General features: G+C 71.1%; 24 protein-coding genes and 1 tRNA gene. 13 read left to right on the plus strand and 12 right to left on the minus strand.

Annotated elements, in window-relative coordinates; all coding sequences use genetic code 11:
• Window positions 1-40 precede the first annotated feature (40 nt).
• Window positions 41-1,000, plus strand: a complete 960-nt coding sequence (locus tag LXM50_RS00160) for an NUDIX domain-containing protein (protein ID WP_233309091.1) — start codon at window positions 41-43, stop codon at window positions 998-1,000.
• A gap of 41 nt (window positions 1,001-1,041) precedes the next feature.
• Here the strand turns inward: LXM50_RS00160 and LXM50_RS00165 are convergent, their stop codons facing one another.
• From LXM50_RS00165 to LXM50_RS00180, 4 genes are all read right to left on the minus strand, one after another.
• Complete coding sequence (locus LXM50_RS00165; protein WP_233309092.1) at window positions 1,042-2,538, minus strand: HNH endonuclease signature motif containing protein; 1,497 nt, start codon at window positions 2,536-2,538, stop codon at window positions 1,042-1,044.
• 79 nt (window positions 2,539-2,617) lie between these two features.
• Window positions 2,618-3,019 carry an RNA-binding S4 domain-containing protein gene (locus LXM50_RS00170; RefSeq protein ID WP_233309093.1) on the minus strand — a complete coding sequence of 134 codons (402 nt, stop codon included), beginning with the start codon at window positions 3,017-3,019 and terminating at the stop codon, window positions 2,618-2,620.
• A complete protein-coding gene (locus LXM50_RS00175; RefSeq protein WP_233309094.1) occupies window positions 3,016-3,735 on the minus strand; it encodes a lysoplasmalogenase in 720 nt (239 codons plus the stop codon). The genes LXM50_RS00170 and LXM50_RS00175 overlap by 4 nt, the downstream gene beginning before the upstream one ends.
• A gap of 59 nt (window positions 3,736-3,794) precedes the next feature.
• Window positions 3,795-4,379, minus strand: coding sequence for a GNAT family N-acetyltransferase (locus LXM50_RS00180; protein WP_233309095.1), 585 nt, complete (start codon window positions 4,377-4,379; stop codon window positions 3,795-3,797).
• Window positions 4,380-4,499: 120 nt separating this feature from the next.
• Here LXM50_RS00180 and LXM50_RS00185 point away from each other — a divergent pair.
• Window positions 4,500-4,573, plus strand: a tRNA-Pro gene (locus tag LXM50_RS00185).
• 86 nt (window positions 4,574-4,659) lie between these two features.
• Here LXM50_RS00185 and LXM50_RS00190 read toward each other — a convergent pair.
• A complete protein-coding gene (locus LXM50_RS00190; RefSeq protein ID WP_233309096.1) occupies window positions 4,660-5,640 on the minus strand; it encodes an NAD(P)/FAD-dependent oxidoreductase in 981 nt (326 codons plus the stop codon).
• Between the two features lie 115 nt (window positions 5,641-5,755).
• Here LXM50_RS00190 and LXM50_RS00195 point away from each other — a divergent pair, with 115 nt between their 5' ends.
• Window positions 5,756-6,322 carry a helix-turn-helix domain-containing protein gene (locus tag LXM50_RS00195; RefSeq protein ID WP_233309097.1) on the plus strand — a complete coding sequence of 189 codons (567 nt, stop codon included), beginning with the start codon at window positions 5,756-5,758 and terminating at the stop codon, window positions 6,320-6,322.
• A 59-nt stretch (window positions 6,323-6,381) separates the two neighbouring features.
• Complete coding sequence (locus tag LXM50_RS00200; RefSeq protein WP_233309098.1) at window positions 6,382-6,918, plus strand: putative immunity protein; 537 nt, start codon at window positions 6,382-6,384, stop codon at window positions 6,916-6,918.
• A gap of 23 nt (window positions 6,919-6,941) precedes the next feature.
• Here the strand turns inward: LXM50_RS00200 and LXM50_RS00205 are convergent, their stop codons facing one another.
• Window positions 6,942-7,406, minus strand: a complete 465-nt coding sequence (locus LXM50_RS00205) for a glyoxalase/bleomycin resistance/extradiol dioxygenase family protein (RefSeq protein ID WP_233309099.1) — start codon at window positions 7,404-7,406, stop codon at window positions 6,942-6,944.
• 111 nt (window positions 7,407-7,517) lie between these two features.
• On the opposite strand from LXM50_RS00205, the gene LXM50_RS00210 reads away from it, so the two are divergent.
• Entirely contained in the window at window positions 7,518-8,270 is a 753-nt protein-coding gene (locus tag LXM50_RS00210) for a hypothetical protein (RefSeq protein WP_233309100.1), read from the plus strand.
• Between the two features lie 71 nt (window positions 8,271-8,341).
• The gene (locus tag LXM50_RS00215) at window positions 8,342-9,169 is read left to right on the plus strand and encodes an SDR family NAD(P)-dependent oxidoreductase (RefSeq protein WP_233309101.1); all 828 of its coding nucleotides are present in this window, start codon (window positions 8,342-8,344) and stop codon (window positions 9,167-9,169) included.
• Between the two features lie 20 nt (window positions 9,170-9,189).
• On the opposite strand, the gene LXM50_RS00220 is transcribed toward LXM50_RS00215, so the two are convergent.
• A complete protein-coding gene (locus LXM50_RS00220; protein ID WP_233309102.1) occupies window positions 9,190-10,179 on the minus strand; it encodes an alpha/beta fold hydrolase in 990 nt (329 codons plus the stop codon).
• A 123-nt stretch (window positions 10,180-10,302) separates the two neighbouring features.
• Between LXM50_RS00220 and LXM50_RS00225 the strand changes: the two genes are divergently transcribed.
• From LXM50_RS00225 to LXM50_RS00240, 4 genes are all read left to right on the plus strand, one after another.
• Entirely contained in the window at window positions 10,303-11,577 is a 1,275-nt protein-coding gene (locus LXM50_RS00225; protein ID WP_233309103.1) for an MFS transporter, read from the plus strand.
• 113 nt (window positions 11,578-11,690) lie between these two features.
• Window positions 11,691-12,173, plus strand: coding sequence for a peptide-methionine (R)-S-oxide reductase MsrB (gene msrB, locus LXM50_RS00230; protein WP_233309104.1), 483 nt, complete (start codon window positions 11,691-11,693; stop codon window positions 12,171-12,173).
• Window positions 12,170-12,727 carry a peptide-methionine (S)-S-oxide reductase MsrA gene (gene msrA, locus LXM50_RS00235; protein ID WP_233309105.1) on the plus strand — a complete coding sequence of 186 codons (558 nt, stop codon included), beginning with the start codon at window positions 12,170-12,172 and terminating at the stop codon, window positions 12,725-12,727. Before msrB ends, msrA begins: the two co-directional genes overlap by 4 nt.
• Before the next feature lie 118 nt (window positions 12,728-12,845).
• Window positions 12,846-13,505 (plus strand): DUF1275 family protein, encoded by a 660-nt coding sequence (locus tag LXM50_RS00240; protein WP_233309106.1) that lies wholly within the window; start codon window positions 12,846-12,848, stop codon window positions 13,503-13,505.
• Between the two features lie 6 nt (window positions 13,506-13,511).
• Here LXM50_RS00240 and LXM50_RS00245 read toward each other — a convergent pair whose 3' ends face one another.
• From LXM50_RS00245 to LXM50_RS00260, 4 genes are all read right to left on the minus strand, one after another.
• Window positions 13,512-13,880: a UBP-type zinc finger domain-containing protein gene (locus LXM50_RS00245; protein WP_233309107.1), complete on the minus strand. Its 369-nt coding sequence runs from the start codon at window positions 13,878-13,880 to the stop codon at window positions 13,512-13,514.
• A 21-nt stretch (window positions 13,881-13,901) separates the two neighbouring features.
• Window positions 13,902-14,375 (minus strand): carboxymuconolactone decarboxylase family protein, encoded by a 474-nt coding sequence (locus LXM50_RS00250; protein WP_233309108.1) that lies wholly within the window; start codon window positions 14,373-14,375, stop codon window positions 13,902-13,904.
• Between the two features lie 102 nt (window positions 14,376-14,477).
• Entirely contained in the window at window positions 14,478-15,785 is a 1,308-nt protein-coding gene (locus LXM50_RS00255; RefSeq protein WP_233309109.1) for an ABC transporter permease, read from the minus strand.
• Window positions 15,782-16,498, minus strand: a complete 717-nt coding sequence (locus tag LXM50_RS00260) for an ABC transporter ATP-binding protein (RefSeq protein WP_233309110.1) — start codon at window positions 16,496-16,498, stop codon at window positions 15,782-15,784. The genes LXM50_RS00255 and LXM50_RS00260 overlap by 4 nt, the downstream gene beginning before the upstream one ends.
• A gap of 253 nt (window positions 16,499-16,751) precedes the next feature.
• Between LXM50_RS00260 and LXM50_RS00265 the strand changes: the two genes are divergently transcribed.
• Entirely contained in the window at window positions 16,752-17,531 is a 780-nt protein-coding gene (locus LXM50_RS00265) for a thioesterase family protein (RefSeq protein ID WP_233309111.1), read from the plus strand.
• An 84-nt stretch (window positions 17,532-17,615) separates the two neighbouring features.
• On the opposite strand, the gene LXM50_RS00270 is transcribed toward LXM50_RS00265, so the two are convergent.
• The gene (locus LXM50_RS00270) at window positions 17,616-18,242 is read right to left on the minus strand and encodes a GyrI-like domain-containing protein (RefSeq protein ID WP_233309112.1); all 627 of its coding nucleotides are present in this window, start codon (window positions 18,240-18,242) and stop codon (window positions 17,616-17,618) included.
• 116 nt (window positions 18,243-18,358) lie between these two features.
• Between LXM50_RS00270 and LXM50_RS00275 the strand changes: the two genes are divergently transcribed.
• Complete coding sequence (locus LXM50_RS00275; RefSeq protein ID WP_233309113.1) at window positions 18,359-18,886, plus strand: flavin reductase family protein; 528 nt, start codon at window positions 18,359-18,361, stop codon at window positions 18,884-18,886.
• A gap of 60 nt (window positions 18,887-18,946) precedes the next feature.
• Window positions 18,947-19,321: a hypothetical protein gene (locus LXM50_RS00280; RefSeq protein ID WP_233309114.1), complete on the plus strand. Its 375-nt coding sequence runs from the start codon at window positions 18,947-18,949 to the stop codon at window positions 19,319-19,321.
• Window positions 19,322-19,331 lie beyond the last annotated feature (10 nt).

Genomic DNA, 19,331 nt, shown 5'->3' on the forward strand with positions numbered 1-19,331 from the left:
CACGGAGGCATCGATCGGCGGCGTGTGAAAAGGTGGAGGAGTGACGATCGTCCCCCCGGAGCCTGGCGAGCCTCGCCGCCCACATGGCCCGCTGAACAGCGGCGACGCCTGGGTGGCGGCTCCGACGGGGGAGCGGTACTGGGGCAGGTACGGAGCCGCGGGGCTGCTCGCGTACGACCGCGAGCGCGGCGTGCTGCTGCAGCATCGGGTCGCGTGGTCGCACCACGGCGGAACCTGGGCGCTGCCCGGGGGCGCCCTGCATGACGGGGAGTCGGCCCGCGAGGGGGCGATCCGTGAGGCGCAGGAGGAGGCCGGCGTTCCGGACGGCGCCGTCCGCGCGCGCTTCGAGAGCGTACTGGATCTGGGGATCTGGAGCTACACGACCGTGGTGGCGGACGTGGTGGTGCCGTTCGAGCCGGTGATCAGCGATCCCGAGAGCCTGGCGCTGCAATGGGTGCCCGTCGATGGGGTGGATCGTCGCTCGCTGCATCCGGGCTTCGCCGCCGCGTGGCCGGAACTGCGCGCCCTGCTGGACGTGCGACCGGTGGTGGTCGTCGATGCCGCGAACGTCGTCGGATCCGTGCCGGACGGCTGGTGGAAGGACCGTGCCTCCGCGACGGCACGTCTCCGCGACCGGCTGGACGCCTGGGCGCGTCGAGGCGTCTCCGCCGATCGGGTCGCGCTGGACTCGACGCGCTGGCATCCACGGGTGGTGCTCGTCGCCGAAGGTGCGGCGCGGGACGTCTCGGATCCCGCCGACAACGCCGACGTGGCGTGCGCCGTCGAGGTCGTGCGGGCTCCCGCAGCCGGTGATGACGTGATCGTCGACGTCGCCGCCGAACACCTGGCTTCGGGCGACCGCGTGTTCGTCGTCACGAGCGATCGCGGCCTGACCGCCCGCATCGAGGCGCTGTCGGGCGAGGGAGATCCGGCCGAGGTGCGGCCGGTGCGCTGGCTGCTCGATCAGCTGGATGAGGCGACGCAGCCGGCGGGCGCGTAGCCTCGGCAGCCGCCGACGGGGCACACGTCCGCGGGGTGCGTTCAGGCGAACATGACGCGGCGCGGCGCGTGGTCGTCGTACGTGCGGCCGGTCGGACTCGTCCAGCGCAGGGTTCCATCGGGGAGCTGCCGAGCGGTCCAGCGGTGGCCGTCGTCGATATCGGGATGCTTGAGCGCGTGATGCCCCGGACAGAAGTCGCTCAGATTGGTGATCTCCGTCGGTCCGCCCCGGGCGAAGTCGTCGTTGTGATCGATCTCGCAGCGGCGGGCGGGAGTCTGGCACCCCGGGAAACGGCACCGCTGATCCCTTGCCCGGAGGAACCGCTTCATCGCCGTCGACGGCGTGTAGCGGTCGACCTTCGTGACCATGCCGGTGTCATCCAGGAACAGCCGATTCCACCCGCCGGTCCGGCGGGCGAGATCCCGGGCGATGTCGGGATGCAGCGGACCATGTCCGTCGAGCTCGGCGAGTCGGTCGTCCTCCCCGGCGAGAGTGGTGCCGGCGATCGTGACCTGCACGGTCGCGGTGATCCGATCCAGGCCCGTGCCGAGCGCCTCGGAGGGCGTCGATGCGAGCAGCAGATCGATGAAGGCATCGGCTTCGATCTCACGACGGGTCCGGCCGTCAGCCGCGACGAACTCGGGTCGGGCGTCGGGGCCGACCTTGGTGGCTGCGCACGTGTCGGTCTGGGGATCGTGCAGGTCATGGTCCGGGTCGAGGGCGTATGTTCCCGCTGCGGCGATGCGGTCGTACGTCTCCAGCCGCGGGTCGTCGGGGAGGAGATCCTCGGGGAGCGGGAACTCGTCGGGATCCGCGCCCGCGAAGCGCTCCGAGATCGGATCGGAGAAGATCAGATCGAGATCGTTCTCGCGGCGGGTCCGCCCCGCAGCCGCGACGGCCGTCGCGAGACTGCGAAGACGATCCATGATCGCGACGGCATACAACTCGGGCAGCACCGCTGTCAGCAGAGCCAGACCATCATCGAGGGGCCGGATCGTGATCTGGCGTTCGGACGCAGCCCTGGCGTGGCGCTCCCTGATGCTCTCCCCGGCGAGGGTCGCGGCGATCTGCCGAGCGTGCGGTCGGGTGCGTGCGGGTGTCTCGTGCTCGGCGATCGTGAGTGCGGCAATCTCGTACACCGCGAGCGCATCGGCATCGAGGAGCCCGTTGAGCACCGCCTCGCGGACGGGAGCGGCAGCGGCGACGAGCACACGGACGTGCTGCGCTGTGATCGCGCCCTGTCGCAGAGCGTGCCGCAGCGCGGGGAAGAACTCGACCAGCGCCGCCGCGTCGTTGAAGCCGAGTTCCGCGGCGGTCTTCGAGATGCGCCCGGCAGCGGAGTACTCCGCGATCATCGACCGGCGGATCATGTCGCGGTGCTGAGGATCGGCACGAACGTCCGCGTCGAAGAGCTCGGCCCTGGAGGCGAGCAGCTCGGATGCCTCGCCCTCGAGCCGCGCGATCTCGGCCCGCTTCACGACCCACGCATCCAGGAGCGCGCCGCGTTCTGCGGCGGGCGGGAGCTGGGCTTCGGTCATGCTCCCAGTATAGAACAAATGTTCGATGAACGGAAGAGGTGCGGGCGGACTTTCTCCCTGATCAAGGGAGAATTATCCATCACCACTCGGTGCGCTGTCCGTCGTGCTCGCGTCCGCGCAGGCGGTCGATGTCGCGGCGCTCGCGCTTGGTGGGCCGGCCCGCGCCGCGGTCTCGGAGGCCTGCGGCGGCGACCGGGTCGCGCGGGGGAGTGCGGTCCTCGGCAGCGACGGCGGCGAGGGGTGCGCCGACCCGTTTGACGAGCGTCTGGCGGACGATCAGGATCCGATCGAACCCGCTGATGCGGATCCGCAGCTCGTCGCCGATCTTCACGGTCTGCGCGGCCTTGACCCGATCGCCGTTGAGTCGCACATGTCCGGCGCGGCAGGCGGTCGTCGCGGCGGAGCGCGTCTTGAATAGGCGCACTGCCCAGAGCCAGCTGTCGATGCGAACGGGCCCGCTCGCCCACGGTTCGACGCTCATGCGAGCGACTCCCTGTCGCGGTCGGCGAGTGCGGCGCGGGTGTGCGCCGGGGCTGGATCCTCGCGACGCAGTGCGAGCAGCGCTCCGGCGACGATCAGGCCCTGTCCGATCGTGTACGTGACCATGACCGCGGGGCTGGTCCAGTCGGGCATCGCCTCGGGCTGGAACAGGCGGAACGCGAGGATCGAGTCGCTGGAGAGGAAGAAGACGCCTCCCCAGGCGATCATCGTCCGGCAGCGGGCGGACGTCGCCGCCGTGCCCGCCAGAACGATGCCGTACGCGCCGACGGCGACGAGCAGGGATCCGGTGTGCGGGCCGAGGATCGCGATCATGAACAGCCACCAGAGCACGAAGACGACGGTCCACATCGGCAGTCGGCGCACGCGGAGGTGACGCAGGAACAGCAGGATGTAGGCGATGTGCGCAAGGCCGAAGAAGCCCAGCATGAGCGGCAGCTCGGGCGCGAACGGGAAGAACAGGCCGGCCTCGTCGCCCAGCCAGGAGAAGGCCAACGCCGCCGTCAGCAGGACAGCGGCGCCCCGCGGTGCCAGCGTCTTCCACGCCAGCAGGACGGGCAGGGCCAGCAGCGGCATGAGGAGCGCCTTGGTCGGCGTCGTGAGCGGGCTGTGCGTCGCGTTCGCGATCACGTGGATCGCCGAGACGACGATGTACGGCGCGAACGGCCACAGGGCGCGAAGTCGGGTGCGGCTCTGCATCCCTCCATCGTAGGAGTGCGCTGCCGTGCCGCTCGCCGTGACCGGATCCACCCGTATCGCTATGCGGCGACGTTCAGGGCCACCAGCGGACGCCCCGAGCGCAGCTCGCCGACGACCGAGAATCCTGCGGTGAGGAAGGTCGACAGCGCCCCGTGGAACAGGTCGTTCGACGACGCCTTCACGGCGGAGGTGTCGACCGGGTAGCCCTCGATGACGCGGGCGCCCGACTCGCGGGCGTAGTCGACCGCCGCTGCCAGGAGTGCCGCGTTCAGCCCCTTGCCGCGCTGGTCGCGGCGCACTGAGAAGCAGCTCACCGCCCATACGTCGCCGTCGTCGAGCGGCTCCTGCGTCGCGGCGACGATGGTGCGCGTGTACCCGAGCCGGGCCTGCGCCGGTCGAGGACCGATGCGGATCCAGCCCGCGGCCTCGCCGTCGACATAGGCCACGATGCCCGGCGGCGGGCCGCTCGTGATCTCATCGCGCAGGATCTCGACCCGCTGCTCCTTCGTGGTCGCGTTCCAGTCCTTGCTGCGGAGCACCGGCCAGACGCACTGGCATGAGGCCCCGTCGCCGCCTCCGGTGAGCGTCCGCTGCACGTCGTCCCACTCCGTGGGCGTCGCTGCCTTCGTCGTGATCGTGGTCATGATCCCGACCCTACGCGGCGCCGTCGACATCCGCGCCGCGCCCGGACCGCGCCGGTTTCGCGGAGCCCTCAGGAGTCGGCTACGATAAGGGAGTTGCCCGCGCTCCGGCGCGGTCGTCCACGGGCTGTGGCGCAGCTTGGTAGCGCACTTGACTGGGGGTCAAGGGGTCGCAGGTTCAAATCCTGTCAGCCCGACCGAGAAAGGCCCGGAAACTCGCCAGAGTCTCCGGGCCTTCTGCGTGCCGTCGGCCGTCAGAGCCTGGCTCAGCGGTCCGCCTAGCTCACGCCGCCGCGCTGTCGCGGTCGCGAAGCGCGCGGTCCGTCTCTGCGGCGATCAGGTCCGCGTTGATGTGCGCCCCGGCCATGACCCCGGCCGCTGCGGACGCGCCGACCTGGGCGAACGGATCGGTGACGTTGCCCGCGACCCACACTCCGGCGACCGTGGTGGCGCCGGCCGGGCCGCTGAGGACGCGCCGCCCCGCGCCGCCCGGCAGGTCCTCCAGCGGCAATGCGAGCCCGTCGAGTCCGGTCAGGCGCGGTTCGACGATGCTCGCGACGGCGATCGCGCGGCGGGGTTCGACGCTGCCGTCCGCGAGGCGGACGCCGGTGACGCCGTTCGCGGCGAACTCGACGGCCGCCACCGGGGCCTCCACGATCCGGATGCCGCGTGCGGCGAACCGTGCTCGCGTGTCCGCGTCGAGGTCCCTGCCTGCGGCGTAGAAGACGACGTCGTCCGACAGCTGCCGGAACAGCAGCGCCTGGTGCACGGATCCGGCTGCGGTCGCGAGGACGCCGATCGGCTGCTCCCGCACCTCCCAGCCGTGGCAGTACGGGCAGTGCACGACGCCGCGGCCCCAGTTCTCGGCCAGCCCGGGAATCTCCGGGAGGGTGTCGCGGACTCCAGTCGCCGCGAGCAGACGTCGCGCGCGGGCGATCCGCCCGCCGTCGAGCTCGACGGTGAACGGCTTTGCGCTGTCGGGGTCTCCGGGCAGCACGGATGCCACGGTCCCATGCGCGACGCGGCCGCCGTAGCCGCGCACCTCTTCTCGCCCCAGGGCCTGCAGCTCGAGAGGAGCGATGCCTTCGCGGCCGAGCAGTACGTGCACGCCGTCAGCTGGGGCGTTGCGCGGCTCGCCGCTGTCGATCACGACGACCGATCGGCGTGATCGGGCGAGGGCGACCGCGCCGCTCAGGCCGGCCGGGCCCGCACCGATCACCACGGCATCCACGATCTCCTGGGGCAGTTCCTCGGTCTCCGTCATCCCATTCCTCTCCACGTTCTTCCCCGCTTCTCCGGGCCGTTCGGTCGATCGCCGGCGGGCGGCTCGGCCCCTCAGGCTAGGACGATGCATGCCTCACGCGCATATAATCTTGCGCATGACGCAAGAAGATGGTTCGGTGGATGCCCTGGTGCGCCAGCGCCTTCGTGCGCTCCGGCTCGCGCAGGGCTGGTCGCTCGACGAGCTGGCCGAACGCTCTCACCTCAGCGCTTCGACGTTGAGTCGCATCGAGAACGGACAGCGCCGCCTGGCGCTGGACCAGCTCACGTCCCTCGCGCGGGCGCTCGACACCACTCTCGACCAGCTCGTCGAGACGGACGTCGCCGATGTGGTGATCCGACCCACCCGGGAGGAGGGCGGACGTCTGCTGCGCTGGCCGATGCGATCCGATCCGAACCTGACGGTCTTGCGCCGACGCCTCGTCGACCCGGTGTCCGATGGTCCGACCGGTCTGCGCGCGCACGCGGGCAAGGAGTGGCTGATGGTCCTCTCGGGAGCCGTCACCCTGCGCCTGGGTAACCGACGGTTCCTCATCGAGGCGGACCAGGCCGCCGAGTTCCCCACGATGATCCCGCACGCGATCGGCGCGGCCGGCGGACCGGCCGACATCCTCGGCGTATTCGACCGCGATGCCCGCCGCGGGCACAGCAGGCCGATCGGCTGACCCGCCTCGACCCGCTGCGCCGTTCGCCGTTCCGTCGTCTGCGCGCGAGAATGGCGGCGATGGCATCTCGGCAGGCGCTCAGCGAGGCGGAACGGCGGGTCGTGGCTCTGTGGGCCGCGGACTGCGCCGAGCGCGTGCTCGGTCTGTTCGAGGCTGAGGCGCCCGATGACGACCGCCCGCGGGACGGGATCGCACGGGCCAGGGCGTTCGCGCGGGGCGAGCTCGATGCGGCGGGAGAGATCCGCCGACGCTTCGTCGCCGGCCGGGCGGCTCAGGCGGCGCTCGGTCCCGCCGCGGTCGCCGCGGCACGCGCGGCGGGCCAGGCGTCCGGTGTGGCGCACATGGGTGCGCACGCCCTCGGTGCGGCGGCCTACGCCGCGAAGGCGGCCGGCCTGGTGGCGCCTGATCGCGACAATGCGCGGGAGGACGAGGTCCGCTGGCAGCTCGCGCACCTCACCGCGCCCGTCCGGGCGGCGCTCGCCCAGCTGCCTGCGCTGGGGGAGGACCGGGCGGGGCCGCTCGGTGCCGGACTGCTCGCGCGCGGAGATCTGGCTGTCACCATCCGCGAACTCCAGGCCGCGCTGACCACGACCTGACCGCGGCGTCCGTCACGCGCCGTTCACCGGTCGCGTACGTCGTCCGTCGTGAAGCCCTCCCGTGCGGCGCGCTCATCGAGCGTCTCGAGCTCCTGGAAGAAGGTCACCTGCCAGCCGGCGGGGCCCTGCACGCGGGCGTTGAGGCTCTGGAAGGGGGTCTTCACGGGCGGGGCGATCACCTCGGCGCCGTCGTCTCGCGCGGCCGCGACGGCCTGTTCGGTGTCGGCGACCTCCAGGGCGATCCGCAGCACTCCCGGCGTGTGCGGCGCCCCCTCGACGTCATCGATGTTCTTCGCGTGCGTCGGCGTCGCCAGCTCGATCGTGGCGACGCCGGCATGCAGGATCGCCACTCGGTCGTCACCCTCGGTGGCGAAGGCGAGCTGCTCCGGCATCCCGAGCACGTCGCGATAGAACCGGATCGCGCTGTCGAAATCGTCAGTCTCGATGATCAGGCGCAGCTGCCGCGGGGAGGGGGTGTGCGATGTCATGCCCCCATCCTGCACGCCCGGCGGGACACCGGGCCGGGTTCGTGCCGCCGGATCCATCGTCCCGCGGCCGTCGCCCCTTCCGCCGTCCCCGCCTCGGTGGGACCATGGATCATGGGGACGGATGTCGACGATGGCACCGCCGACGCGGCCCTCGCGCGCCGGCTGCAGATACTCGCGACCGAGCACTGGGGGCTGCTCGCCGCGCGCAGCACGGCGCAGAGCGAAGTGCTCACCCGGATCACGATCCACCTGACGCTCGTCTCCGCCGGACTGGTCACGATCGGGCTCCTCGGCCAGGCGTCGCACTTCGCGGACTGGTTCCCTCCGGCCGCTCTCGGGATCCTCGGCTTCCTCGCCGCCGTCGGGCTGCTGACGCTGATGCGCGTGCTTGTGGTTTCGGAAGAGGACTTCATGTACGTCACGGCGATGAACCGGATCCGTGCCGGCTACGCGGACGTGGATCCGGGTGCCGCCGCCTACTTCCTCGCCTCGACGCATGACGACGAGCTGGGCATGAGGGTGACGTACTCGTTCTTCCGGCATCGCAGCGGGATCGAGCAGATCCTGGGCTCGTCGATGATGCTGAGCGTGCTCGTGAACGCGACCGTGACGGGGATGTTCGTCGGAGGGATGTGCACCGCGCTCGGCGCGCCGATGGTCATCGCGGTCGTGGCCGGCGTGCTGATCGGGCTCTGCGTGGTGGCGCTGGCCGTCTGGTACGCCGGCTTCCGTTACGTCACTGCCTGGCGACGGTACGCCCCGCTCAGCCCGAGCGAGGGACCGCCCCCGCACTGGGGTCCTTGGACGCCGGACCGCCTGCCCGGCGGGTACCCGCGGGGCGCGGCGCCCCCACGGCGGGAGTGAGCCCCGCCGACCACGGACGGGCGGCGAGAATCCGGTGTTCCGCGTGGGCGCGACGGGCATAGTGTTCTCGCATGACCGACGTCGCACTGATCACAGGAACTTCCTCCGGCATGGGGCTGCACGCCGCGGTCGAACTCGCGCGCCGAGGGCTGCACGTGGTCGCCACGATGCGCGATGTGGGCCGCGCGGAGGAGCTGCATGAGGCGGCCGCCGCGGCCGGCGTCGAGGTCGAGGTGCGCGCGCTCGATGTCGTGGACCATGCCGCCGCCGCACGGCTCGTCGCCGAGATCGAGGCGGAACACGGCGGAATCCACGTGCTGGTGAACAACGCCGGCCGCGGCAGCGTCGCCACGGCCGAGCAGCTCAGCATGCAGCAGGTGCAGGATCAGCTCGACGTCAACTACCTGGCGCCGGTGAACCTCACCAAGCTCGTACTGCCGGGCATGCGCGAGCGCGGCAGCGGCCGCATCCTCACCATCACGAGCGTCGGCGGCACCGTCGGGCAGCCCTTCGCGGACGCGTACTGCGGAGCGAAGTTCGCCGTCGAGGGGTTCATGCAGTCCCTCGCCGTCGTCGCCGAGCGCTTCGGCGTCCGCGTCAGCGTCATCGAGCCGGCGGCGGTCGCCAGCTCCTTCGTGGCGAACGTCGTCCGTCCCGAAGAGGGCGGCCCCTACGCATCCCTCCTCGCCGCCTACGTCGCGCGCTCGTCGGGGGCTTTCGCGAACGCGCAGACCGCGGAGTCCGCCGGTGCCGCGATCGCCGAAGCGGTCATGGCGGACGAGTACCGCTTCCGCTGGCAGAGCTCGGAGGCGGCGACCGCATTCGTCGGCGTCTCGCTCGCCGATCTCGACGGCGAGCGCGTGCTGGGATTCACCCGGCCCTGGATCGCGGCGGGCTGACCCGCCGGGACGGCGCGAAGTCAGCGCGTCCTGGCGACGACGTCGCGGATGGCGTCGATCACGATCACGGGATTGTCCAGCGGGATGTCGTGTCCGCTGTGCGTGTCGGTGATGTGCACCGCGCCGGGGACGAGATGAGCCTGAAAGGCCTGCGAGACCTGCTGCGCCTTGTCCACCGCCGCGCCGAGATCGCTCGGCGTCCCGGGCGGCAGCTGGCCGGAGTCGATCATCGCCTGCCACTGCGGGGCGATGAGCCGGTCGGCGGACAGCACCGTGAGCGGCATCGGCCGGATCGGCGGTCCCGTGCGGAGCTCAGCGTTCACGGCCCCGGAATCCAGCCGTTCGATCCCCGGGTATGCGGCGATGTCCTCCGGGGGCACCTGCTGGGACGTCTGCAGCTGCGCGTACTGTTCAGGCGACATCGCATCGGCGACCGCCTCGGAGAGCGCGTCGACCAGCACCATCCCTGTCACCTGGTCGGGGTAGGTCGACGCGTACAACCGCGCGATGCAGCCGCCGTACGAATGGCCGACGAGCACGAACGGGCCGTGCACGTCGGCGGCGGCGAGGAGCGCATGGAGGTCGGCGACTGCGGAGCGCTCGCTGGAAGGCTGCGGGATCGGATCCGATCTGCTGAACGCGTTCCCCTCGCGCACGGTGCCGGGGCGGTCGTAGGCGCACACCCGCGCGCTCTCGCCGATGCCCTGCATCACCGTGATCGGCTTGGTGTCCGTGCGGTTCCAGTAGTCGGCGGCGGCACGCAGTCCGCCGATCAGGACGACCGTCGCCGGTCCGCTCCCGCGGCACTCGAGATAGATCCTGCGTCCGCCGCCGACGTCGAAGCGACCCGCGATGGGAGCTGCCGGCGTCGCGGAAGAGGTGGTCGTCGCGGACGACTGCGGTCGCGCCTCACCGGCCGTGCACGCCGGCAGCAGCAGAGCAAGCACGACCACGGCGCAGACGCCGTGTGCACGGGGGCGGATCCGCAGGGCGCTCGGAACTCTGCCCATGACGACGTCCCCTCGTCCAGCCCCCGTACGCCGAATTCTGGCACCGGCAGGCCGTGCTGTCGATGCCGCGCGGCAGTGGCGGGCGAGACCCACTGGCGCAGGACTCGATAGGGTGGCGCGGTGATGAGCGCTCAGGATCAGGGTGACGCGGTGCGGATCGCGAACCCCGCGGGCCCGCCGTGGCGTGAGCCCGGCATGCCCGCGCTGCTGGCGATGACGACGTTCGCCTTCGCAGGGTTCGCGGTGATGCTGCCGGTGGCGCCGATGCACATGGTCGCGCTCGGCGGGGACGAGCTCCTTGCGGGGCTCGTCAACGCGGTGTTGATGGCCGCCACGATCCTCACCCAGCTCGTGGTGGAGCGGATGCGTTCGTGGATGGGCTGGCGGGTCAGCCTCGCGCTCGCATGCCTGCTGCTCGGCCTGCCGGCGCTCGGTGAGATCCTCGCGACGACGCCCGGGCAGGTGCTGGCCCTCGCGGCGGTGCGCGGCATCGGGTTCGGCATCGTCACCGTCAGCGGGTCCTCCGCCATCGGCGCGCTGTTCCCGCCCGAGCGACGCGGACGGGCGATCGGCGCCTACGGCCTCGCGGTCGCCGGCGCCCAGCTCGTGCTCACCCCGATCTCCCCATGGATCGCAGATCAGGCCGGCATGCCGGTCGCCCTGACCGTCGCCGGGCTGCCGTTGGTCGGAGTCCCGTTCGCGCTCGCCGCGGGCGGCGCGATCGCGCGGCATGCGCGCGCCGCCGCAGCGGGTGGGCTCCCGGGTGGTGCCGGACCGGCGGCTGATCCACGGGAGAGCCCGTCCGAGGAGCGTCGCGCACTCGTGCGGCTCTGGCCGCCCATCCTCGCGCTCACCGCGGTCACGTGCGCCGGCGGTGCGATCACCACCTTCACGCCTCAGTTCGTGCCCGATGCGGCGCTCACGGTCGTCGCCCTGTTCCTCTACACCGCGGCCGCGGCGGTCGCGCGCTGGGCGGTCGGGGGTCCCGCCGACCGGTTCGGCGCGGATCGGTTCGTGCTGCCCGGGCTCGCGATCGCGGCGCTCGGCCTCGGAGCCATCGCGGCCGCGATCTCGGGGGTGGCGGGTCCCGCGAGCCCGGTTGTTCTCATCGGCGGTGCGCTCCTCGTCGGCACGGCGTTCGGCACCATGCAGAACGTGACTCTGGTGCGTGCGTTCGAGGTCGCGGGGGAGCACGCGAAGGGCGTCGCCAGCACCGCGTGGAACGTCGCGTTCGACGCGGGCACCGGGATCGGTGCGCTGGCGATCGGCGCGCTCGCGGCGGGAACCTCGTTCACCCTGTCGTTCCTCGCCCTGACCGCCCTGTGCGTGCTGGTCTCGTTCACGCTGCTGCTCGCCGGCGGGCGCACGTCGAGGGACGCGGTCGGCGCGAGCGACTGAGCCGCGGGCCGGGAACTCACAGCAGGGCCACAGCTTCGCGGGACCAAATCCGCCGCGATCGTGGTTCTTCCTGATGACGCCGCAGCCAGCGGCGTCAGAGGAGGAGCATCACGATGAATCCCACCGACTATCGCAGGACCGATGAGGCGCTGAGCGCGCTCACCGCGCACCAGTACGCGGTGACGCAGGAGGGCGGCACCGAGCCGCCGTTCCGCAACGCCTACTGGGACAACCACGATCCCGGCATCTACGTCGACGTCGTCTCCGGACAGCCGCTGTTCTCGTCGACGGACAAGTTCGACAGCGGAACAGGCTGGCCGAGCTTCACCAGGCCGATCGACGCGGACGCCGTCACCACCAAGACCGACCGCACCTTCGGCATGGTGCGCACGGAGGCGATCTCCGCCGGAGCCGGCAGCCACCTCGGTCACGTGTTCGACGACGGCCCGCGGGACGCCGGAGGGCTGAGATACTGCATGAACTCGGCCTCTCTCCGCTTCATCCCCGCCGCCGAGCTCGAGGAGCAGGGCTACGGCGCGTACCGTGGACTGTTCGAGACCACCACCCCGCAGACCCCAGAGGAGAACGCATCATGACCAGCGGACCCGCCGACACCGGATCCATCGCCCAGGTTCCTGGCGCCGAGACCGCCGTCCTCGCCGGCGGCTGCTTCTGGGGGGTGGAGGATCTGATCCGCCGCCAGCCGGGCGTGCTCGGCACGCGCGTCGGCTACACGGGCGGCAGCAACGATCACGCCACCTACCGGAACCACCCAGGACACGCTGAGGCCGTGGAGATCGTCTTCGATCCGTCGAAGACCACGTACCGCGACATCCTCGCGTTCTTCTTCCAGATCCACGACCCGTCGACCATGAACCGCCAGGGCAACGACATCGGCACGAGCTACCGCTCGGCGATCTTCCCGCTCAGCCCCGAACAGGAGCGCGTCGCCCGCGACACGATCGCCGACGTCGACGCCTCGGGACTGTGGCCGGCCAAGGCCGTGACCACGATCGAGCCGAAGGGCCCGTTCTGGGAGGCCGAGCCCGAGCATCAGGACTACCTCGTGAGGTACCCCGACGGCTACACGTGCCACTTCCCGCGCGCGGGATGGGTGCTGCCGCGTCGGAACGAGGCTGTCGCGCAATAGAGCGCCGTCCGCGCGTCGGGCCCGTCGGATCCTCCGGCGGGCCCGACGTCGTTCCCGGTTTGCCGCGGAGCCGCACCCGGCCTCAGGATGGACCGGTGCGAGTGAGCGGATCCGAATCGTGAGAGAGGTCTCTCGGCGCGGGGTCGCGCTCTCCCTGGCGCTCAGCGCCGTCGCCGGGTTCGTCGACGCCGTCGGCTTCATCGAGACCGGCGGGCTCTTCGTCTCGTTCATGAGCGGCAACTCCACGCAGGCGGGAGTCGAGATCTGGGCGGACGGCCCGCTGCGCGCCCTGCTCCCGCTCGCGCTCGTCGCCGCCTTCGTGATCGGCGTCACCGCGGGCGGGGTCGTCGTGGGGCCGCAGGCGCGGCGTCGCGGCCTCGTGGTCGCGGCGAGCGCCGTCGCCGTGGCGGTGTGCGCGTCCGTCGGATTCGCGTTCCCGCACACCGTGTGGCGTTTCGCGTTGCTGGCTGGTGCGATGGGCGCGCTGAACACCCTCTACCTGGCCGAGGGCAGGGCACGGATCGCGATCACCTACGCGACGGGCACGCTCGTCAGCCTCGGCCTTGCGCTCGCCGCCCTCGTCACGGGCCGTTCCGCGACCGCGTGGCGTCGTCCGCTGCTGCTCTGGGCCTCGCTGGCCGCCGGAGCCGTCGCCGGCGCGGCCGCGCATCAGTGGCTCGGCGATGGCGCGCTGCTCGGGGCGGCGGTGGTGCTGGCCGCACTCGCCGTGACGATCGGAGCGGCGTCACGGCGCGGACGGGCAGGGCAGACCGGCTGAGCCCGGTCAGTCCGCAGCACGCTCCGCTCTGGCGCGGAGAAGCTGGTCCTGCCAATCCGCCGGCACGCGCTCGGCCGGACCGGGTGCGGTCTGATCCGCGGGGTGGCTCCGCGGCGGGGCGAGTTCGGGACCGTCGACCACCTGCGCGGTGCGGTAGTCCCAGAACCAGTCCTCGCCGGGCTCGTAGCTCTGGATGAAGCGGTGGCCCGTCTGGGTGAAGTGCGCCGTGGCGTGCTGCCCGAGGGAGTCGTCGCAGCAGCCCACATGCCCGCATTCCACGCATCGGCGCAGGTGGAACCACCAGCCGGCGTCGTGCTCGCACTCGGCGCAGCCCGGCCCTGACGGCGGTCGCCGCGTGTCGGTTCCCTGGATCATCTCCCACCTCCGAAGTGCGGATCAGCGGATGAGGTTGCCTTCGGCGTCGCGCGGGCGCACGGGATGCTCGCTGAGGATCGAGAGGCGGTTGAACATGTTGATGGTCAGCGCGACCCACTCGGCGGCGGCGAAGACGTCGTCGCCCAGCAGCCCGCGGGCGGCGGCGAGATCGGCCTTCGCCTCCTCACCGAGCGGCATCCGGGTCGCGGCCTCGGCGATCGCGAGCACGGCCTTCTCGCGCTCGGTGTAGAGGTCGGATTCGCGCCACGCGGGCAGCGCATCGAGTTTCTGCTGGGTGATGCCGGCCCCCCGCGCCTCGCGGGCGTGCAGGTCGAGGCAGAACGCGCACGCGTTGATCTGCGACGCGCGCACCTTGATGAACTCGGCCTCGGCGGTGGTGAGGCCGCGAGCCGCTGTCGCCCTCGCGACCGCGTCCGAGTACTCGGACGCGGCCTTCCATGCGTCGGGGATCGCCTTGTCCAGGTAGGGGCGCATTCTGTTCCTCTCATGCGACGTCGATGCTCGACGAGTTCACCGTACCGCGCGCGGCGAGGTGTTCCCACGGCGCCGGCGCCTCCGGACCGGCCGGTGCCCCGGCTACTCGTAGCGGAGCGACTCGACGGGATCCTGGCGCGCGGCCCGTGCCGCGGGGAGGGTGCCGGCGAGGAAGGCGATCACCATGACCAGCAGGATCACCGACACGATGGACCTCGCGTCGAATGCGACGAGCTGCAGTCCGGACAGATCGGACAGCAGCGTGCGCCCCAGGATCCGGCTCACGACGCTGCCGACCAGCATGCCGCCGAGCACGCCGAGGGCGCTGCCGAGGAAGCCGATGAATGTCGCCTCCAGGCTGAAGAGCCCGAACACGCGCCCGGAGCCCATGCCCATCGCCTTCATCAGACCGATCTCGCGGGTCCGTTCCTGCACCGACATGTAGAGGGTGTTGATGATGCCGAAGCTCGCGGCGAGCAGCGCGATGATCGCGAAGGCGTTGAGGACCAGCACGATCCCGTCGATCACCGCCTTGAAGGTGCCGAGCTGCTGCGCGACCGTCGTCGAACTGAAGCCGGCCGTGGTGAGGCGATGCTGCAGTGCGGTCACCTGCGCGGGGGAGGACGAGGGGGCGAACCAGGCCCTGGCCTGTGTGTAGCGGTTCTGCTGATCCGCGTGCACGCCCGTCTGCTGGGCATCGTAGAGCGCTCCGGTCAGCGCATCATTCGGCAGCATGCTCGCGGCGCCCCCGGTCAGGCTGAAGGTCGATTCGGAGACGCCGGAGACCGTCGCCTCGATCGTGTGCTGCGTGCGGGTCGCATCCGTCACCGCGAGCGTCACGGTCTTTCCGACGGCATCTGCGGCGCTCGAGAAGCCGAGCGGAGTGACGAAGTCGGTGGGCAGCGCGAGCTGCAGATCGCCGGTCGAATCGCTCGGCGCGGAGCCCGCGGCGAGCTTCACGGTCTGTCCTGCGACGAGACCGCCGGCGCTGATCATGTACTTCTTGCCGTCGCCGAACTGCACGTAGTCGACCGAGACGGCGCGGACCGGCTTCACCGCGGTCACGCCGTCCACTCTCGCGAGCGCGTCCAGGTCGCTCTGCGTCAGAACGGCCACGGTGGTGGCGCCGCCTCGCCCTCCTCCCGCCGTCGCCGTGTTCGGGTCGTACTCCCTCGGCGCCGTGCTGCCCGGTGCGGTGCTGGAGTCGGCCTTCTTCGTGACGGTCAGGACGTCGCTCGCGCCGAAGCCGGAGACCGTGTCGTCGATGTACCTGTTGATTCCCGTGCCGAGCCCGTTGGTGATCGTCAGCGTGAAGGCGCCCACGAAGATCGCGAGAATGGTGAGCGTGGTGCGCGTCTTCGAGCGGAAGGTGCTCGAGATCGCGGTGCCGATGAGATCGAGCGTCCTCATGCCGCCGGCTCCTCGATCAGACCGTCCTTGATATGCACGCGCCGGTCGCATTTCGCGGCGAGATCCTCGTCGTGGGTGACGATCACGAGGGTGATCCCGTGTTCCCGGTTCAGGGCGAACAGGATGTCCTCGACGACGCGCCCGGTCACGGAATCGAGGTTGCCGGTCGGCTCGTCGGCGAAGATGATGCGCGGGTCGTTGACCAGCGCGCGAGCGATGACGGTGCGCTGCTTCTGCCCGCCGGAGAGGTTCACGGCCTTGTTCCTGGCCTTGTCGGCGAGATCGAGCTGCGTGAGGGCGGCCATGCCGCGTCGCCTCCGCTCACCTGCACCGACCCCGGCGATCTTCAGCGGCAGCACCACGTTCTCGAGAACGCTCTGATTCGGGGTCAGGAAGAACTGCTGGAAGACGAACCCGAAGGTCTTGTTGCGGATCCGGTTCAGCGCCGCCCCCTTCAACGTCGCCGTGTCCTGGCCGCTCAGCGCGATGGCCCCGGAGCTCGGCTCATCCATCAAGGCCATCAGGTGCATGAGCGTGGACTTGCCGGATCCGCTCTTGCCGATGATCGCGATGCTCTCGCCGGCCGCGATGTCCAGGCTCACCCCCTTCAAGGCGTCGAAGCGACCGCTTCCGCGGCCGTAGGACTTCTGCACGTCGCGCACGGAGATCACTGGCGCAGGCGGTGCGGGGGGAGTGGGGGCAGGGCTCGTCATTCGCGCTCCAGGACTCGGTGGCGGATCCGCCGCCTTCAGGATTCCTGATCGCCGGGGGACCCGCATCGTCTCACGGGATGCATTGCGTGTACTCCGAATGCGGTATGCCGATGCCGGTGGGAGCGTCAGGCGCTCAGGAGCTTCTCCGACTGCTCGACGACGCCCAGTGCCGCGGCCTGAGCGGCGGAGGATCTCCGCGTGACGTCGTTCCGACCGGTCTCTGCAACAGCCGCGGCCGACATAGGATCCGAACATGCCCGCCTACTTCGAGCGCATCGACGCGTCCGCCTTCCGCCCGACCGCCGCCGTCGAGGGCGCGTGGAGCACCACGGAGCAGCACATCGCCCCGTCGCTGGGGCTCATCGCGCATGCGATCGAGCGGGAGCATGCCGAGCGCCGGGGCGGCGACCTGCAGCTCGGACGGATCTCGTACGACATCCTCGGCACGATCCCGATAGAACGCGTCGACCTCGACATCCGGATCCTGCGCCCCGGCCGCACGATCGAGCTCGTGGAGGCGGTGCTGAGCCACGACGGGCGTGCCGCCGTGATCGCGCGGGCGTGGTTCATGCAGGCCGCGGACACCCGCGCGCTCGCCGGCAGCGCGCTGCCCGCGATGCCGGGCCGCGACGAACTCGACCCGTGGGAGATGGGCGATCACTGGCAGGGCGGGGCCGTGCGCAGCGTGGACTTCCACCGCGGACAGCGGCAGCCGGGGCATGCGTGGGCGTGGCTGCGGCCGCGGATCCCGCTCGTGCAAGGAGAGCCGATCGGCCGGATCGCCCGGCTGCTGGGCATGGTCGACTTCGCGAACGGCCTCACCCTGCGGCTGGCGCCGACGGAGGTCGCATTCCCGAACGTCGATCTCACCTGCCACCTGTTCGCCGCACCCGAGGGCGACTGGATCGGCTTCGACACGACGGTCTCGATCGGTCCGACCGGCCTCGGCCTGACCGAGACCGTGCTGCACGACGAACGAGGCCCGATCGGGACGGTGCAGCAGATCCTCACGGTTCGCCCGATGCGCAGCTGATCGAGCACTGGGTCGACACGACCGACACGCAAGGGGGCGGCAGGCCGGGATCTGCGAGCGGCCTCTTGAGATCCTGGGTCGCGATCAGGCGGGCGCCACGGGCTGACGCAGGATCGTGCGGCGCTTCTCGGGAGCCACCCGGCGGGCGTCGCTCAGATAGACCTCGTGGTGCAGGCCCGCCAGGCGCAGCCCCTGCTCCGGGATGATCTCGTCGTGCATGCGCTCGAGGAGCGGCGCCTCGTCGTCGAAGGTTCCGATGTGCAGCGTCTGCATGCAGAGCCCTTCCGACAGAGGAAGCACTCGAAGATCGTCGAGTCGGGCCGGTGCCTTCTTCGCACGGACGGCGGCGATCGAGTCGTCCACGAGCGCGCCCTGGATCCACTCGGGGATGAGGATCAGCATCGTCCAGTCCCAGCGCGACTTGTCGCGTGCGGTCGTGAACGCGTCCATCTCGTCCGCCCACCACAACCCTTCCAGCGGCGGAACGACGTAATCCCTGTCGAGCTCGCGCCTGCTGGCGAACTTGAGTGCGTAGGCCACCGGGTAGAGGGTCTCGAGGGCTTCGGCGTACGCGGGAGCCGTGTTGGGGTCGCCGTGCCCGTCGATCGCGAGATAGCGGCTCGCGGGCAGGTCCACGAGGCGGAACTCGCCGGTGCGGGCGCGGTAGCCGTCCAGGCTCTTGGCGAGATCGGTCTTGGTCCCCGTCGTCATGGGGTCATTCCAGCACGCGGGTCGGACATCGGATCGGAGCCGGCACCTCGAGAACGGGCATACCGTTGAGGGTGGGCACCAGCGCTGTGCCCCCGGCAACGACAGAGAGAAGCACGATGAGCACCCCCGGTCTGGAAGAGGACGTCACCGAGAAGTTCAAGGGAGCGTTCCGGCATCACCCCGCCGGAGTCGCGCTGGTGACGGGAATCGCCCCGGACGGTCCCGTGGGCCTCACGCTGTCGAGTGTCGCCTCGGTGAGCGCCGACCCCGCCGTGCTCGTCTTCTCGGTCACGCGTGCGACCGGAAGCGCGGGCGGGATCCTCTCGGCGCCCAGCGTGCTCGTGCACTTCCTGGTCGCGGGTCAGGAGCCCATCGCCGACGCCTTCGCCCGGTCGGGTCAGCCCCGATTCACCCCCGAGCAGGGGTTCCGGATGCTGCCCACCGGCGAGCCCTTCCTGCCGTCGGCCCGGGTCGCCGTGCGCGGGACCATCCGGGAGACGCACCCGGTCGGGCCCTCGGCGCTCGTGCTGCTCGATGTGCTCGATGTGGTCGAGGGCACTCCCGGTGCGCCGCTGCTCTATGTCGACCGGCACTACGACAGCCTCGTCTCGGCGAGCGCGCAGGCGCCGGCACCGCAGGGTTGAGCGCATCCGGCCGACGTCGAGGCGCTTGCCCCTGCAGCCGTTCTGAACGAAGGTGGAGCCATGGCCGTCACGCTGATCCTCCCTCTGACCGCGCCGCTCGGCGTCGGCCGCATCATCACGGTCGATGAGGAGAGCGGCACGGTGCGGATCCGCGACCTGACCACGGGGATCGTCTACCGCGTGCCCGGATCCGTCCTGCCGGAGCTCGGGGCGCTGCCCTGGCGCGGCCGGGTGGAGGCCTGCACGGTGCTGGCGACGGAGGAGGGCGTGGTCACGGAGCTCGTGCTCGACGCCAACCCGGTGGGTGCGGAGCGTCGCGGCGCGGCCGACGCGCTCCGCGGGGCGCAGCGAGCGGCGGACGACGCCCGGGACCAGGCCGCGAACTGGGGAGGCACCGATCGGCGCGCGCACGAGGTGCCCGAGCGCTTCTGGTGAGCGTGGCAGG

It is taken from the genome of Microbacterium sp. Au-Mic1 (assembly GCF_021341785.1).
GTDB lineage: Bacteria > Actinomycetota > Actinomycetes > Actinomycetales > Microbacteriaceae > Microbacterium.